The sequence below is a fragment of the Streptomyces sp. NBC_00557 genome (assembly GCF_036345995.1).
In the GTDB taxonomy this organism is placed as follows: Bacteria; Actinomycetota; Actinomycetes; order Streptomycetales; family Streptomycetaceae; genus Streptomyces.
In genome coordinates this window covers 5,992,367-6,007,688 of the sequence record NZ_CP107796.1, presented here as the reverse complement: position 1 = coordinate 6,007,688, position 15,322 = coordinate 5,992,367, and the positions used below count along the sequence as shown (strand labels likewise).

Genomic DNA, 15,322 nt, shown 5'->3' with positions numbered 1-15,322 from the left:
GTGGCAGCGGCGGGCCCCCGTCCTGGGTCACCCCGCTGTCACTCCGCCGTGGTCCACCAGACGGTCGTGTCGGCCGGGACCTTCGTCTCGTCGTCGGTCTCGGTCACCTCGCCGCTGGCGAGCAGCACCCGGCCGTACGCCGGGGTCGTCACCGACTCCCCGGTGGTGTTGGTGACGCAGACGAACTCGCCGCGCCGGAAGGCCAGGACGCCCTCGGGGGCGCGCAGCCACTCCACCGCGTCGCCCGCGCCCAGGTCGGGCTGGGTGCGGCGGGCGGCCAGCGCGGCCCGGTACAGCTCCAGCGTCGAGCCGGGGACACCGGTCTGCGCCTCCACGCTCAGCTCGCCCCAGCCGGCCGGCTGCGGCAGCCAGCTGCCGCCGCTGCCGAAGCCGTAGCTGGAGCCCTCGCGGGTCCACGGGATCGGGACGCGGCAGCCGTCGCGGAAGCCGTCCTGGCCGGCGCCGCGGAAGTACGCCGGGTCCTGGCGCACCTCGTCGGGCAGGTCGACGACGTCCGGCAGGCCCAGCTCCTCGCCCTGGTAGATGTACGCCGAGCCGGGCAGCGCCAGCATGAGGAGGGTGGCGGCGCGCGCCCGGCGCAGGCCCAGTGCGCGGTCGCCGGCGGTGCGGATCTGGGTGCCGAGGCCGGGCGGGTTGGCGAAGCGGGTGGCGTGCCGGGTGACGTCGTGGTTGGACAGGACCCACGTGGCGGGGGCGCCGACCGGGCGCATGGCCTCCAGGGTCCGGTCGATGACCGTACGGAGTTCCTTCGCGTCCCACTCCGTCGACAGGTACTGGAAGTTGAAGGCCTGGTGCAGTTCGTCCGGGCGGACGTAGAGGGCGGTGCGCTCGACGGTCGGGGTCCAGGCCTCGGCCACGAAGATCCGCTCACCGGCGTACTCGTCCAGGATGCGGCGCCACTGCCGGTAGATCTCGTGCACGCCGTCCTGGTCGAAGAACGGCATGACATCGTTGCCCAGCAGCTTGAGCTGGTCGTGGGCGCCGAGGTCGGGCAGGCCGTCGGCCTTCACCAGGCCGTGGGCCACGTCGATGCGGAAGCCGTCGACGCCCATGTCCAGCCAGAAGCGCAGGATCGAGCGGAACTCGTCGCCGACGGCCGGGTGCTCCCAGTTGAAGTCGGGCTGCTCGGGCGCGAAGAGGTGCAGGTACCACTCGCCGGGCGTGCCGTCCGGTTCGGTCACCCGGGTCCATGCGGGGCCGCCGAAGATGGACTCCCAGTCGTTGGGCGGGAGTTCGCCGTCCCTCCCCTTGCCGGGGCGGAAGTGGTAGCGCTCCCGCAGCGGGGAGCCGGGGCCCTCGGCGAGGGCGCGCCTGAACCACTCGTGCTGGTCGGAGGAGTGGTTCGGGACCAGGTCGACGATGATCCTGAGCCCCAGCTCGTGGGCGTCGCGGATCAGCGCGTCGGCGTCCAGGAGGTTGCCGAACATCGGGTCGACGGCACGGTAGTCGGCGACGTCGTAGCCGGCGTCGGCCTGCGGGGAGGCGTAGAAGGGGCTGAGCCACACGGCGTCGACGCCCAGGTCGCGCAGGTACGGCAGGCGGGAGCGTACGCCTTCCAGGTCGCCCATGCCGTCGCCGTTGCTGTCGGCGAAGCTGCGCGGATAGACCTGGTAGATGACCGCGTCCCGCCACCAGTCGCGGCGGCGGTCGGCGACGGCTGCGACGGCGGAGCGGGGGGCCGGTGCGGCGGAGTGCTGCTGGCTCATGGCGTCCTTGAGAGGTAAACGGGTTCGGGTCATGGGCGCGTGGATGCGGTACGGCTGCGGGTGCGGACCGGGGAACGGGTGCGAGGCGGCCGCGGTGTCAGCGGGGTCTGGGGGAGGACACCGCGGCCGCCCGCCCGCGCGCACGCGGCGCGCGGGAGCCCTGGGGGCCGTCAGCCCTTGGTGCCGCCGGCGGTGAGGCCGGTGACGAGGTTCTTCTGCACGAGGTAGAAGAACACCGACACGGGTATCGCGATCAGCACCGCGGTGGCGGCCATGTAGTTCCACTGGGCGTCGTGCTCGCTGACGAAGGTCTGCAGACCGACGGCGAAGGTGTACTTGGAGTCGTCCAGCATGAAGGTCGTCGCGAAGGCGACCTCGCCGACGGCGGTGATGAAGTTGTAGAAGGCGGCGACGGCCAGGCCCGGCCGGGCCAGCGGCAGGATCAGCCGGAAGAAGGTGCCGAACGGGGTCAGCCCGTCGACGCGTCCGGCCTCGTCGATCTCGAAGGGGATGGTGTCGAAGTACCCCTTGAGCAGCCAGGCGCTGTACGGCACGGCCGTGGTGCAGTTGATGATGATCAGCGCCCAGTAGGTGTCGATGAGATCGAGCTGGCTGAAGATCTCGTACATCGGCACGATCAGGATGGCGATCGGGAAGGCCTGGGTGAGCAGCAGGACCCACATCAGCTGCTTGTAGCCGGGAAAGCGCATCCGGGAGACCGCGTAACCGGTGGTGGCCGCGACGAGGACACCGACCAGGGTGGTGCCGAGCGCCACGATCATCGTCGACTTGAACCAGTCGAAGAACCCGGTGTGCTCCAGCACGAAGCGGTAGTTGGAGAAGCCGGCCTTGGCCGCGATCTTGCCCGGGTGCAGGTAGTCGTCCTTGTCGGGGCCGAGCGACAGGTAGATCAGCCAGGCCACCGGGGCGAGCGCGATCAGGCTCGCGACGGCGAGGCCGCCGTGCAGCAGGGCGGCGCCGAGCGGGCCGCGTTCGCCGCGCCGGCGCACACGCCGCGGGGGCTGTGCGGCGGGGGCGGGTCCGGCCTCGGTCTTTTCCAGGGTCGTGGTGCTCATGGCGGCGGCTCCTGCGGCGTCAGACGGCGAGCTGGTCATTGCGCTTCAGCCAGCGGAAGTAGAAGGAGGTGAAGACGGTGATGATGGACAGCAGCAGTACGCCGTACGCGGCGGACTGGGCGAAGTCGCGCGGCTGCTGTCCGAAGCCCAGGAAGTAGGCCCAGGTGACGAGGATCTGGGCGTCGGGGGCGCTGGTCGGGCCGAACAGCAGGAAGATGATGGCGAACTGGTTGAAGGTCCAGATGATGCCGAGCAGGACGACGGTGGAGCTGACGGACCGCAGCCCCGGCAGGGTGACGTGCCGGAAGCGCTGCCAGGCGGTCGCGCCGTCCATCTCGGCGGCCTCGTACAGCGAGGAGTCGATGGACTGCAGGCCGCCGAGCAGCGAGAGCATCATGAACGGCACACCGCACCAGGTGTTGACCATGATCGCGGCGAACCGCTGCCAGAAGGTGTCCTCCAGCCACTGCGGCTCGGGCAGATGCATCGCGTGCAGGATCTGGTTGATCACTCCGGAGTCGGAGAGCATGATCCGCCAGGAGAAGACGGTGACGAAGGTCGGCACCGCCCACGGCAGGACCAGCAGCACCCGGTAGAAGGTGCGGCCGCGCAGCTTCTCGTTGAGCATGAGCGCGAGGCCCAGCCCGATCGTGTAGTGCAGGGCCACACAGGCGGCCGTCCACACGACGGTCCAGATGAAGTGCGACCAGAACCGGTCGTACGACAGCGGGCCGAACAGGATGTCCTTGTAGTTGCCGAACCCGATGAACCTGTAGGTCGCCGGGATGTGGTTGACGCCGATCGTGCGGGCCGAGTTCAGGCTGTTGGCGTCGGTGAGGGTCAGGTAGACGCCGCGGACCAGCGGATAGCCCACGATCACGGCGAGCACGACGACCACCGGCGCGATCATCGCGTAGGCGTACCAGTACCTCTGGTAGCCGTTCTTGATGCGCTGCCCCAGCCCGGGCCGAGGCGCGCGGTCACCGCGGCGCTTGCCGGTCGCGCGGTCGATGGCGACTGTCATGGTTCGACACCTTCAAAGGATCAAGGAGTTGGCCGGGCACAGGGCGGCGGCCGTCGGATCCTTCCCCTCCTGAGCGAGGATCCGACGGCCGACCGGGTGTCACTTGCTGAAGTCGGGCACCAGCTTGGTGATGGCGGCCTGGGCGTTGCTCAGACCCTGGTCCAGCGACTCCTTGCCGCCGGCGATCTTCGGCAGCTCGGTGTCGAGCGGACCCCACAGGGAGCTGTACTCGGGCAGCGCCGGGCGGGGCTGGGCGGCCGGCAGCACGGCCTGGTAGCCGGCGATGCCGGGGTCGGCCTTGACCTGGGCGGTGTAGGCGTCGGAGCGGGTCGGCAGGGTGGAGTTCTTCAGGGCGATGGTCTCCTGGGAGGACGCCGAGGTCATGAACTTCACGAACTTCAGCGCCGCATCCCGGTGGGCCTTGTCCGAGCCGGCGTAGACCGAGAGGTTGTGGCCGCCGGTCGGGGCGCCCGCCTTGCCGGTGGAGCCGGCCGGGACGGTGGCGATGCCCAGGTTGGACTTGTCCTTGAAGGCGCTGCCCTTGTAGAAGTTCGTGATCTCCCAGGGGCCCTGGATGATCGCGGCGACCTTGCCGTTGACGAACGCGTCCTGGATGTGGGCGTAGGCGTCGGCGGTGGTGTCGGCCTTGTGCAGGCCCTTGCCGGAGAAGGTGCTCAGCCAGGTGCCGTAGGCCTTCTTCGCGGCCGGCGAGTCGACGGTGATCTTCTTGGCCGCGGCGTCGACGGTGTCGGTGCCCTCGCCGTACAGGAAGGTCTGCGCGTAGTAGGCCTGGGTGGAGCCCCAGTAGCCGTACTGACCGGTCTTGGCCTGGATCCTGGCGGCGTCGGACTTCAGCTCGTCCCAGGTCCTGGGCGCCTCGGTGATGCCGGTCTTCTTGAACAGGGCCTTGTTGTAGACGAGGGCCAGGGTGTCGGTGACCAGCGGCACGCCGTAGGTCTTGCCCTGGTACTGGGCCTGGCGGAGCAGGCTGGGCTGGAACTTGGCCTGGTCGGCGAGGGCCTCGGTGCCGTCCAGCGGCAGGAAGTAACCCTTCTTCGCGAACGCCGGGGTCCAGCCGACCTCGGAGCGCAGCACGTCGGGGGCGCCCTTGGAGCCGGCCGCGGTGTCGAACTTGTTCTGCGCCTGGTCGAAGGGGACGTCGACGTACTTGACCTTGATGTTCTTGTTGGCCGCCTCGAACTTCTGGACCAGGGCCTTGTACGTCGGCGCCTCGTTGGTGGCGTTGGAGGTGTCCCACCAGGTGATGGTGACCGGGCCGTCCGACTTGCCGCTGCCGCCGTCGTTCCCGCCGCCGCAGGCCGTCGCCGCGAGGGCGAGGGACGCCACCAGCGCGGAGGCCGCTATGCCACGCCGCATGAGTTCTCCTTGAGGGTTAAGCCCGTGTGAGGCAGGGGCGGCCCCGTCCGCCGTCCCCGCGGTCTTGCCGACAGCGCCGTTGCGGCGGCCGGGCGACCAGGAACGTAACAGCGTTGTAAGCGTTGCGAAAGACCTTGCAGAAAAAAAGTGCAAGGGAACACGATGGTTACCCTGTCGTTACCGCTCAGCACTCGGCAGAGACTTGTGCAAGACTCTGCAAGCTCTTGCCACCACCCATGCGAGGGAGCCCGATGAGGCAGCAACCCAGGGCGAGCCGTCCGGCCGCCCGAACCCGGCGTCCCGTCGGTGTGCAAGGCGGCATACGCCAGGTACAGTCCGGTGCCGTGACCACACGGCTTGCCGACATCGCTGCGCAGGCGGGGGTGAGCGAAGCGACCGTCAGCCGGGTCCTGAACGGGAAGCCGGGCGTCGCAGCCACCACCCGCCAGTCCGTGCTGGCCGCGCTGGACGTGCTGGGCTACGAGCGGCCGGTGCGGCTGCGGCAGCGCAGCGAGGGCCTGGTCGGGCTGATCACCCCCGAGCTGGAGAACCCGATATTCCCGGCCCTGGCCCAGGTCATCGGCCAGGCGCTGACCCGCCAGGGCTACACGCCGGTGCTCGCCACGCAGACCCCGGGCGGCTCGACCGAGGACGAGCTGACCGAGATGCTGGTGGACCGCGGGGTCGCCGGGATCATCTACGTCTCCGGGCTGCACGCGGACACCACCGCCGACATGTCCCGCTATGAGCGGCTGCGGGCGCAGGGCGTGCCGTACGTGCTGGTGGACGGGTTCTCTCCGCAGGTGCAGGCGCCGTTCATCTCCCCCGACGACCGGGCCGCGATGACGCTCGCGGTGACCCATCTGGTGTCGCTCGGGCACACCCGGATCGGGCTCGCCCTCGGGCCGAAGCGGTTCGTGCCGGTGCAGCGCAAGATCGAGGGCTTCGTCCGGGCCATGCAGGACCAGTTGGGGCTCACGGCCGACGCGGTCGAGTCCGAGCTGATCCAGCACTCGCTGTACACGCTGGAGGGCGGGCAGGCCGCCGCGACCGCGCTGATCGAGCGGGACTGCACGGCCGTGGTGTGCGCCAGCGACATGATGGCGCTCGGCGCGATACGGGCCGCCCGGCAGCGGGGGCTTCAGGTGCCGCAGGACGTGTCGGTGGTGGGCTTCGACGACTCCCCGCTGATCGCCTTCACCGACCCGCCGCTGACCACGGTCCGCAAGCCGGTGCCGGCGATGGGGCAGGCCGCGGTGCGCACGTTGCTGGAGGAGATCGGCGGGACGCCTGCGCCGCACAGCGAGTTCGTGTTCATGCCGGAGCTGGTGGTGCGCGGTTCGACCGCTTCGGCGCCGCATGTCGTCCGTACGTCGTAGAAGGTGCGTCCCGGACCCGACCTTGGGATGATCGGTCGAGGACGCCTTTTCTGGCAGACTTGATGGCTATGAGTGACTCGACCGTGACGCAGTCGGAAGGTCGCGAGAAGGTGGCCGTTCCGGGTTCCGTCACGGACGAGGTCGAGCACGAGGCGCGCGGTGGTCTCGCGGGCCGGCTCAGGCGCCCGCGGCGGCCCCGGCTGTGGTTCGAGATCCTTCTGATCGCGGTGAGTTACTGGACGTACTCACTGATCCGCAACGCCGTCCCCGAGCAGCGGGGCAAGGCGCTGCGCAACGCCGACTGGGTGTGGCGCGCCGAGCACCATCTGGGCATCGCCGCCGAGCAGTCCGTCAACCACGCGGTGAACTCGGTGACCTGGCTGATCGTCGGCATGAACTACTACTACGCCACGCTGCACTTCGTCATCACGATCGGGGTGCTGGTGTGGCTGTACCGGTGGCATCCGGGGCGCTACTCGGCGGCCCGTCTGGCGCTGTTCGCGACGACCGGCGTGGCCCTGCTCGGTTACTACCTGTTCCCGCTCGCGCCGCCGCGGCTGATGCGCGGCGGGCACTTCGTGGACACGGTCATGGTTCACCACACCTGGGGCTCGATGGCCTCCGGCGACCTGAAGGACATGTCGAACCAGTACGCCGCGATGCCGTCCATGCACATCGGCTGGTCGCTGTGGTGCGGGCTGACGGTGTTCGCGCTGGCGTCCGTGCCGTGGGCGCGGGTCCTCGGGCTGCTCTACCCGGCGGCCACCCTGCTGGTCATCGTGTCCACCGCCAACCACTTCTGGCTGGACGCGGTGGGCGGCGTGCTGTGCCTGGCCTTCGGGTTCGCCGTCGCGCGTGCCTGGTTCGGTGCGCTGCCCCACGCCCTGCCGAGACGGGCGCCGGCCCCGGTCCGGGCGGCGGAGCCGGCGCCGTCCGCTCAGTCCGCGTAGAACAGCTCCTCCACCACCGTGCGGGCCCTGCGGGCGGTACGGCGGTAGGCGTCCAGCATGTCCCCGGCGTGGCCGGCGCCGTAGCCCAGGTAGCGGCCCACGGCGGCCAGCTCGCGGGGCTCGGTGGGGAAGGTGTCCCCGGCCCGGCCGCGCACCAGCATCACCGCGTTGCGCACCCTCGTCGCCAGCACCCAGGCCTCGTCCAGGATCTCCGCCTCCTCCGCGGACAGCAGCCCGGCGTCGCGGGCGGCGGCCAGCGCCTCGCGGGTCCGGGTGGTGCGCAGACCGGGCTGCTCCCAGCCGTGCCTCAGCTGGAACAGCTGGACGGTCCACTCGACGTCGGACAGCCCGCCCGGACCCAGCTTGGTGTGCAGCTTCGGGTCGGCGCCGCGCGGCAGCCGCTCGGACTCCATCCGGGCCTTCAGCCGGCGGATCTCGCGCACGGCGTCCTCGCCGAGACCGCCCCGCGGATAGCGCAGGGGGTCGATCAGCTCGGTGAAGCGGCGGCCCAGCTCCTCGTCCCCGGCGACCGGCTCGGCCCGCAGCAGCGCCTGCGACTCCCAGACCAGGGACCAGCGGCGGTAGTACGCCTCGTACGACTTCAGGGTGCGCACCATCGGGCCCGACTTGCCCTCCGGCCGCAGGTCGGCGTCGATGAGCAGCGGCGGGTCGGCGCTGGGCAGCGCCAGCAGGCGGCGCATCTCGGCGACGACCCTGTTCGCGGCGGCGGACGCCTCGTGCTCGTCCACGCCGTCCTGCGGCTCGTGCACGAAGACGACGTCCGCGTCGGAGCCGTAGCCCAGCTCGTGACCGCCGAACCGGCCCATCCCTATGATCGCGAACCGGGTGGGCAGCGTGTCGCCCCAGCCGTCGCGGACCACGGCGCGCAGGGTGCCGGCGAGGGTCGCCGCGGTGAGGTCGGAGACGGCCGCCCCGACCCGGTCGACCAGGGCGCCCTGGTCGGCCTCCGCGGGGCTGGTCTCGGTGCCGTAGGAGCCGACGATGTCGGCGGCGGCCGTGCGGAACAGCTCGCGGCGGCGCACGCCGCGGGCCGCGGTGACGCCCTGCTCGGCGTTCTCCGCGCGGCCCACGGCGGCCAGGATCTCCTGCTCGAGCGCGGCGCGCCCGCGCGGCGCGAGGCCGGCGCCGTCGCCGTCGCCGAGCAGGGCCACCGCCTCGGGGGCGCGCATCAGCAGGTCGGGGGCGAGGCGGCCCGCCGACAGCACGCGGGCCAGGTTCTCGGCGGCCGCGCCCTCGTCGCGCAGCAGGCGCAGGTACCAGGGGGTCTTGCCGAGCGCGTCGGAGACCTTGCGGAAGTTCAGCAGGCCCGCGTCCGGGTCCGCCGAGTCCGCGAACCAGCCGAGCAGGACCGGCAGCAGGGTGCGCTGGATCGCCGCCTTGCGGGTCACGCCGGAGGCCAGGGCCTCCAGGTGGCGCAGGGCCGAGGCGGGGTCGGCGTAGCCGAGGGCGACGAGGCGTTCGCGGGCCGCCTCGGGGCTCAGCCGGGCCTCGCCCGGGGCGAGCTGGGCCACCGCGTCGAGGAGCGGCCGGTAGAAGAGCTTCTCGTGCAGCCGGCGTACGACGCCCGTGTGCCGCTTCCACTCGCGGTTCAGCTCGGCCACCGGGTCCGTGCGCAGGCCCAGGGAGCGGCCCAGCCGCCGCTGGTCCTCCTCGGCCGCGGGCACCAGGTGGGTGCGGCGCAGGCGGTAGAGCTGGATGCGGTGCTCCATCGAGCGCAGGAAGCGGTACGCCTCCTCCAGGCGGGCGGCGTCGTCGCGGCCGACGTAGCCTCCGGCGGCCAGGGCCTGCAGGGCGTCGAGGGTGGTGCCGCTGCGCAGGGACTGGTCGGTGCGGCCGTGCACCAACTGCAGGAGCTGGACGGCGAATTCGACGTCGCGCAGACCGCCGGGGCCGAGTTTCAGCTCCCGGTCGATCTCGGCGGCGGGGATGTTCTCGACGACGCGGCGGCGCATCTTCTGCACGTCCGCGACGAAGTTCTCGCGCTCGGCCGCCTTCCACACCAGGGGCTCGAGCGCGTCCACGTAGGCCTGGCCGAGTTCGGCGTCCCCCGCGACCGGGCGGGCCTTGAGGAGGGCCTGGAACTCCCAGGTCTTCGCCCAGCGTTGGTAGTAGGCGAGGTGGGAGGAGAGGGTGCGGACCAGGGGGCCGTTGCGGCCCTCGGGGCGCAGGTTGGCGTCCACCGGCCAGATGGAGCCCTCGACGGTCGTCTCCGAGCAGATCCGCATGAGGTGGGAGGCGAGGCGGGTGGCGGCCTTGAGGGCCTGGGTCTCGGTGCTCCGCTCGGTGGCCTCCGCCACGAAGATCACGTCCACGTCGGAGACGTAGTTCAGCTCGTGGCCGCCGCACTTGCCCATCGCGATCACCGCGAGGCGGCAGGCGGCGGCGTCCTCGGGCGCGTTCTGCCCCGCCAGCGCCAGGGCCGCGCGCAGGGTGGCGGTGGCGAGGTCGGCGAGTTCGGCGGCCGTCTCGGCGACGTCCGTGGTGCCGCAGACGTCACGTGCGGCGATGGACAGCAGGCAGCGGCGGTAGGCGACGCGGAGGGTGACGGGGTCGGTGGCCTCGGCCAGGCCGCGTTCGAACTCCTCGACGCCGGGGTGGAGGTCACTCGGCTCGTAGGTGACCAGGGCCTGCCAGTCGGCCGGGTGGCGGGCCAGGTGGTCGGCGAGGGCGGCGGAGGCGCCGAGGACGCCGAGGAGGCGGTCGCGCAGGGGCTTGGCCGCGATGAGGGTGTCCAGCAGTTCGCGGTGGGCGGTGGGGGTCGGCTGGGCCTCCAGGAGGCGGACCAGGCCGTGCAGGGCGAGGTCGGGGTCGGCGGTGGCGCCGAGGGCTTCCAGGAGGACGGGGTCGTTGCGGACGGGGGTGAGTTCCGGGCCGTCGAGGAGGCGCTCGGCGGCGGAGGGGTCGGTGAAGCCGTGTCGGAGCAGGCGGGTGAAGGTGCTGCTTCTGCGCCCCGGCGTCATGTCCGTGGCCTCCCCTCGATGCGGTCTTCCTGGCCAGAGCCTAGCTGGAGGGGGGCCGGGGGGCTTGGGGTGGCGGGGGTGGGGGCGACGTGGGATGGGGGCGGCGGGGCCCGGGGCGGTGCGGGTGCGTGGGCGCTCGCGGCGCGTCGTCGGTTGCGGGTGCGCGGGCACTCGCGGTGCCTCGTCAGGTGCGGATGCGCGGAGCCGCACGGGTGCGCGGGCACTCGCGGCGCGTCGTCAGGTGCGGATGCGTGGGGCCGTGGGGCGATGCCTGCGGCGGCCCCTGCGGGCTTGTCGTGGCTCGGGTTGCGCCGGAGGTCTTGTCTCAGTCGGTGCCGCGCCGGGTGGTGTCCGTCCTCGGTCCGGCGCCCTGTCTTCCGGGTGGGTGAGCCGCGTCTTCGCCGGCCGCTGCGGGCGGACACCACCCGGCACGTCCCCTTCCCGCCGTGCGCGGCCGCGGCACCGTCGTGGTCAGCAGGGTCTGCAGGGCGTGCGCCGCCTTCGGCGCCGCGTCGCCGCAGCAGTTGTTGAAGAGGGCGTGGACCTCCTCGGCCGCTGCCGACAGGGATCGGATGCGTGGCAGCCACTCGGTGAGTTCGGCGGTGGTGTAGGTGTGCCGGAAGCGGTCCTCCTTGCTGCCCGTGCCCCAGTGCGGGCTGCGGCCGTGGAAGCGGATCAGGGCCAGGCGGGGTGTGGTGACGGGGGCCGTCGGGGGGAGGCCGGGCGCGTCGACGGCCACGGCTGTGGCGTCCAGGTCCCTGAGGAAGGCGGTCGTACGGTCGCTGTGCCACCAGGCGGCGTTGCGGAACTCCACGGCGAAGGGCCAGTCCCGGGCGCGTTCCCTGGCGGCGCGGATGAAGGCCTCGGCGTCCGGGCCGGGGGTCAGGGCCGGCGGGTACTGGAAAAGGAGGGTGCCCAGGCGGCCGGAGTCGCGCAGGGGGGCGATGGCCTCGGCGTAGCGGCTCCAGACCTCGTGAAGGAGGCCCTCGTCGCGGGGGCGGTCGCGTAAGTCCCGGGGCAGGGCGGCGGGGCGGGTGGGGTGGCCGGTGAGGAGGGAGAAGGCCTTGACGTCGAAGCGGAAGCCGGGTGGGGTGCGCTCCGCCCAGAGGCGGGTGGTGCGGGGCGCGGGGAGGGCGTAGTACGGGGAGTCGGCCTCGACGACGGGGAAGCGGGTCGCGTAGTGGCGCAGGCGGCGCTCCGGGTCGCGGTGGCCGGGCGGGTACCAGCCGCTCGTCAGGAGTGCGCGGTCGGTCCAGCCGCAGGTGCCGACGAGGATCCTCGCTGTCATGGGACGCAAGTACCCGGCGTTCATCCGCTCTTCACCCTCGAGGTTGGCGTTCTCGGGGGTGGGGCAGGGGCTGTTGACTGGGCCCCGCGCCGCCACAACTCCCGGGCGCGGGCGCGGATGTTGCGGGAGCCGCTGCGGTCTGCGTGATCAACGAATCCGCAGGACCGGCACGCGAACCGGGCCTGGGAGACCCGGTTCGCCTTGTCGACGTGGCCGCACTCGGCCTTGATACCGGGTAGCGGTAGCCGGCCGGGCCGGGCTCTCGCCTAGCCGGACGGCGCACGGCTCGGGACGCACAGCCAGGCCAGGGCCGCGGCGGTCAGGTAGGCGAGAGCGCCGGCGATCATGGAGGCGCGCAGTCCGCCGCCGTAGCCGGCGCTGCCGGCCAGCAGGCTGCCGCCGAGTGCCACGCCGGCGGCGCTGCCGATCTGCCGGGTGGTGTTGAACAGGGCGGAGGCGGCCCCCGCGTACGCCTCCGGCGCCGCGCCCATCACGGTGGCGGTGGAGCCGGTGAGCGCGAAGGACGTACCGAATCCGGTGGCCGTCATCGGCGCCACCAGCAGCGCGTAGGCCGGTTCGGCGCCCAGCGCGGCCCAGCCGCCGAGACCGAGGGCGCCGAGCAGCATCCCGCACATCACCAGCGGCCGGTCGCCGGTGCGGCGGCTCAGCCTTCCGGACAGGACGGAGGCGAACATGGTCACGGCCACGGCCGGGAAGAGGGCGAGCCCGGTGTCGAGGGCGCTGAGGCCGCGCTGGTGCTGGAAGTCGAGGCTCGCGGTGAACACCATGCCGTAGAACGCGAAGTTGAACAGCAGGCCGATGGCGGCCGCGCCGCTCATCGCACGGGTGCGCAGCAGCCGCAGCGGAAGGACGGGGCTGCGGGCGAGCCGCTCGCGCAGCACGAACGCCGCCACCGCCAGGACGGCCAGGCCCAGTCCGGCGAGCACGGCCGGATCGGACCAGCCGCGCCGTCCGGCCTCGTTCAGCGCGGCCGTCAGCAGGGCCACCGCCGCCACCACGGCGCACTGGGCCGGGCCGTCCAGGGGCCGTTCGGCGTGCCGCGGGGACCGTGCGACGTACCGCCACGTCAGGGCCAGGCAGAGGGCGCCGACGGGAAGGTTGATGAGGAAGACCCAGCGCCAGCCCGCCGTGGACACCAGCAGCCCGCCCACCAGGGGCCCCGCCGAGGCCGCGATGCCCGCCATCGACCCCCACAGCCCGAAGGCGCGCGAGCGTGCCGCCGGCGCCGGGTAGGCCTCCTGGAGCAGGGCGAGCGAGCCCGGGACGATCAGTGCCGCGCCGAGCCCCTCCACCAGCCGGGCCCCGACGAGGAAGGCGGCGCTCGGCGCGAGCGCGCACGCCGCCGAGGCCACCGTGAACACCGCGACGCCGGCGCAGAAGACGCGCCGGTTGCCCAGCCGGTCGCCCAGCGCGCCACCGGTCATCAGGAACCCGGCGAAGACGAGGGTGTACCCGTCGGTGATCCACTGGATGCCGGTGAGCGAGGCCGACAGGTCCCGGCCCACCACGGGGACGGCGACATTGATGATCGTGACGTCCAGGATGACCATGAAGTACCCGGCGCACACGGCCAGCAGCGGCGCCGTGGAACGCCGTGCGTCCGGCGGGGCAGCCCCCGGACACCCGGCCTCCCGGCCGCCGGCCGGCTCCGCGAAAGGCACGTCGCCGACCCCGTTCTGTCCACGGCTCCCTGGGCAGTGAGCATGCTAAGCCGCGAAGAACGGAAATTCGGTGACAAACGCCCCCCGCCTGGGCGCGGCTCCGCCGAACCACCGGGCTGCCGGAAGACGAGGGGGCCGGCGGTCCGTGACCGCCGGCCCCGAGGCATCGTTTCGGCGGAAACCCGCCCCGGCCCGCCCCTACAGCACCGGCAGGTTCTTCTTCAGCTCGAACGCCGTGACCTCCGAGCGGTACTCCTCCCACTCCTGGCGCTTGTTGCGCAGGAAGAAGTCGAAGACGTGTTCGCCGAGGGTCTCGGCGACCAGGTCGCTGCTCTCCATGAGGGTCAGGGCCTCGCCGAGGTTCTGCGGGAGCGGTTCGATGCCCATCGCGCGGCGCTCGGCGTTGGACAGGGCCCAGACGTCGTCCTCGGCGCCCGGCGGGAGCTCGTAGCCCTCCTCGATGCCCTTCAGGCCGGCGGCCAGGAGGACGGCGTAGGCCAGGTAGGGGTTGGCGCCGGAGTCGAGGGAGCGGACCTCCACGCGCGCGGAGCCGGTCTTGCCGGGCTTGTACATCGGGACGCGGACCAGGGCGCTGCGGTTGTTGTGGCCCCAGCAGATGTACGACGGGGCCTCGCCGCCCGCGCCGGCCGTGCGCTCGGAGCCGCCCCAGATGCGCTTGTAGGAGTTCACCCACTGGTTGGTGACCGCGGAGATCTCCGCGGCGTGCTTCAGCAGGCCCGCGATGAAGGAGCGGCCGACCTTGGAGAGCTGGTACTCGGCGCCCGATTCGTAGAACGCGTTCCGGTCGCCCTCGAAGAGGGACAGGTGGGTGTGCATGCCGGAGCCGGGGTGCTCGGAGAACGGCTTGGGCATGAAGGTCGCCTGCACCCCCTGTTCCAGCGCCACCTGCTTCATGACCAGGCGGAACGTCATGATGTTGTCGGCCGTGGACAGTGCGTCGGCGTAGCGCAGGTCGATCTCCTGCTGGCCGGGGGCGCCCTCGTGGTGGGAGAACTCCACCGAGATGCCCATCGACTCCAGCATGGTGATCGCCTGGCGGCGGAAGTCCATGCCGACGTTGGTGGGCGTGTGGTCGAAGTAGCCCGAGTTGTCCGCCGGGGTGGGGCGGGAGCCGTCGAGCGGCTTGTCCTTCAGCAGGAAGAACTCGATCTCGGGGTGGGTGTAGAAGGTGAAGCCCAGGTCGGAGGTGCGGGCCAGGGCGCGCTTGAGCACGTACCGCGGGTCGGCGAAGGACGGGGAGCCGTCCGGCATGAGGATGTCGCAGAACATGCGGGCGGTGCCGGGGGTCTCCGCGCGCCAGGGCAGGACCTGGAAGGTCGACGGGTCCGGCTTGGCGATCATGTCGGACTCGTAGACCCGGGCGAAGCCCTCGATGGCCGAGCCGTCGAAGCCGATGCCCTCGTCGAAGGCCTGCTCCAGCTCGGCAGGGGCCACGGCGACGGACTTCAGGAAGCCCAGCACGTCCGTGAACCACAGGCGTACGAACCGGATGTCGCGCTCCTCCAGTGTCCGGAGCACGAACTCCTGCTGCTTGTCCATCTTCCGATTCCCCATCCTTGCTGGTCAGGCCGCCTGTCCTCGGTCCCGCGGGAGGCGGTCGGCACCTGAGCATCCCACCACAACACGATTTCGTGCGCGTTGCGGACCTTGATCGCGGACGCGTCCTCGGCCTGAACGCCTCGCGTACGGCGGATGTACTCCTGTGTCGCCCATCTTGCCTGCTCGGACCGGCATCCGTAATGGGCGGTCCGGATCCGCCGCGCGCGGGGCCGGTGCGCTGAGTGAGGAGAGTGCGGGGAGTGAGGGACACCACGCCC

Annotated in this window: 10 protein-coding genes and 1 pseudogene; 2 read left to right on the top strand and 9 right to left on the bottom strand. The window is 72.0% G+C overall.

Annotation, left to right across the window (positions count from 1 at the left end):
• Positions 1-38: 38 nt before the first annotated feature.
• The 4 genes from OG956_RS26325 to OG956_RS26310 all read right to left on the bottom strand — a co-directional run bounded on the left by OG956_RS26325 (position 39) and on the right by OG956_RS26310 (position 5,204).
• Positions 39-1,727, bottom strand: coding sequence for a glycoside hydrolase family 13 protein (locus tag OG956_RS26325; RefSeq protein WP_330340469.1), 1,689 nt, complete (start codon positions 1,725-1,727; stop codon positions 39-41).
• Positions 1,728-1,897: 170 nt separating this feature from the next.
• A complete protein-coding gene (locus OG956_RS26320) occupies positions 1,898-2,803 on the bottom strand; it encodes a sugar ABC transporter permease (RefSeq protein WP_330340468.1) in 906 nt (301 codons plus the stop codon).
• A 19-nt stretch (positions 2,804-2,822) separates the two neighbouring features.
• The gene (locus OG956_RS26315; RefSeq protein ID WP_330340467.1) at positions 2,823-3,827 is read right to left on the bottom strand and encodes a carbohydrate ABC transporter permease; all 1,005 of its coding nucleotides are present in this window, start codon (positions 3,825-3,827) and stop codon (positions 2,823-2,825) included.
• Between the two features lie 99 nt (positions 3,828-3,926).
• Entirely contained in the window at positions 3,927-5,204 is a 1,278-nt protein-coding gene (locus OG956_RS26310) for an extracellular solute-binding protein (RefSeq protein WP_330340466.1), read from the bottom strand.
• Positions 5,205-5,548: 344 nt separating this feature from the next.
• Here OG956_RS26310 and OG956_RS26305 point away from each other — a divergent pair, with 344 nt between their 5' ends.
• Both OG956_RS26305 and OG956_RS26300 read left to right on the top strand, forming a co-directional pair.
• Positions 5,549-6,583, top strand: coding sequence for a LacI family DNA-binding transcriptional regulator (locus OG956_RS26305; protein WP_330340465.1), 1,035 nt, complete (start codon positions 5,549-5,551; stop codon positions 6,581-6,583).
• A gap of 68 nt (positions 6,584-6,651) precedes the next feature.
• Positions 6,652-7,533, top strand: coding sequence for a phosphatase PAP2 family protein (locus OG956_RS26300; RefSeq protein ID WP_330340464.1), 882 nt, complete (start codon positions 6,652-6,654; stop codon positions 7,531-7,533).
• Here OG956_RS26300 and OG956_RS26295 read toward each other — a convergent pair.
• The 5 genes and pseudogenes from OG956_RS26295 to OG956_RS26275 all read right to left on the bottom strand — a co-directional run bounded on the left by OG956_RS26295 (position 7,521) and on the right by OG956_RS26275 (position 15,044).
• Positions 7,521-10,514 carry a bifunctional [glutamine synthetase] adenylyltransferase/[glutamine synthetase]-adenylyl-L-tyrosine phosphorylase gene (locus OG956_RS26295; RefSeq protein WP_330340463.1) on the bottom strand — a complete coding sequence of 998 codons (2,994 nt, stop codon included), beginning with the start codon at positions 10,512-10,514 and terminating at the stop codon, positions 7,521-7,523. The genes OG956_RS26300 and OG956_RS26295 overlap by 13 nt on opposite strands.
• Positions 10,515-10,839: 325 nt before the next feature.
• Positions 10,840-11,802, bottom strand: coding sequence for a DUF72 domain-containing protein (locus tag OG956_RS26290; protein ID WP_330340462.1), 963 nt, complete (start codon positions 11,800-11,802; stop codon positions 10,840-10,842).
• 20 nt (positions 11,803-11,822) lie between these two features.
• Positions 11,823-12,026 (bottom strand): annotated as a pseudogene (locus OG956_RS26285) (hypothetical protein); the annotation flags it as partial.
• A 42-nt stretch (positions 12,027-12,068) separates the two neighbouring features.
• On the bottom strand, positions 12,069-13,484 hold the full coding sequence (locus OG956_RS26280) for an MFS transporter (RefSeq protein WP_443065611.1): 1,416 nt from the start codon (positions 13,482-13,484) through the stop codon (positions 12,069-12,071).
• Between the two features lie 198 nt (positions 13,485-13,682).
• Positions 13,683-15,044 carry a glutamine synthetase family protein gene (locus OG956_RS26275; protein ID WP_330340461.1) on the bottom strand — a complete coding sequence of 454 codons (1,362 nt, stop codon included), beginning with the start codon at positions 15,042-15,044 and terminating at the stop codon, positions 13,683-13,685.
• Positions 15,045-15,322 lie beyond the last annotated feature (278 nt).

What these genes read in the sequence shown, in the direction of transcription:
- OG956_RS26325 (WP_330340469.1), bottom strand. Translation starts at nt 1,727, where the DNA reads ATGAGCCAGCAGCACTCCGCCGCACCGGCCCCCCGCTCCGCCGTCGCA.
- OG956_RS26320 (WP_330340468.1), bottom strand. Translation starts at nt 2,803, where the DNA reads ATGAGCACCACGACCCTGGAAAAGACCGAGGCCGGACCCGCCCCCGCC.
- OG956_RS26315 (WP_330340467.1), bottom strand. Translation starts at nt 3,827, where the DNA reads ATGACAGTCGCCATCGACCGCGCGACCGGCAAGCGCCGCGGTGACCGC.
- OG956_RS26310 (WP_330340466.1), bottom strand. Translation starts at nt 5,204, where the DNA reads ATGCGGCGTGGCATAGCGGCCTCCGCGCTGGTGGCGTCCCTCGCCCTC.
- OG956_RS26300 (WP_330340464.1), top strand. Translation starts at nt 6,652, where the DNA reads ATGAGTGACTCGACCGTGACGCAGTCGGAAGGTCGCGAGAAGGTGGCC.
- OG956_RS26295 (WP_330340463.1), bottom strand. Translation starts at nt 10,514, where the DNA reads ATGACGCCGGGGCGCAGAAGCAGCACCTTCACCCGCCTGCTCCGACAC.
- OG956_RS26290 (WP_330340462.1), bottom strand. Translation starts at nt 11,802, where the DNA reads ATGACAGCGAGGATCCTCGTCGGCACCTGCGGCTGGACCGACCGCGCA.
- OG956_RS26275 (WP_330340461.1), bottom strand. Translation starts at nt 15,044, where the DNA reads ATGGACAAGCAGCAGGAGTTCGTGCTCCGGACACTGGAGGAGCGCGAC.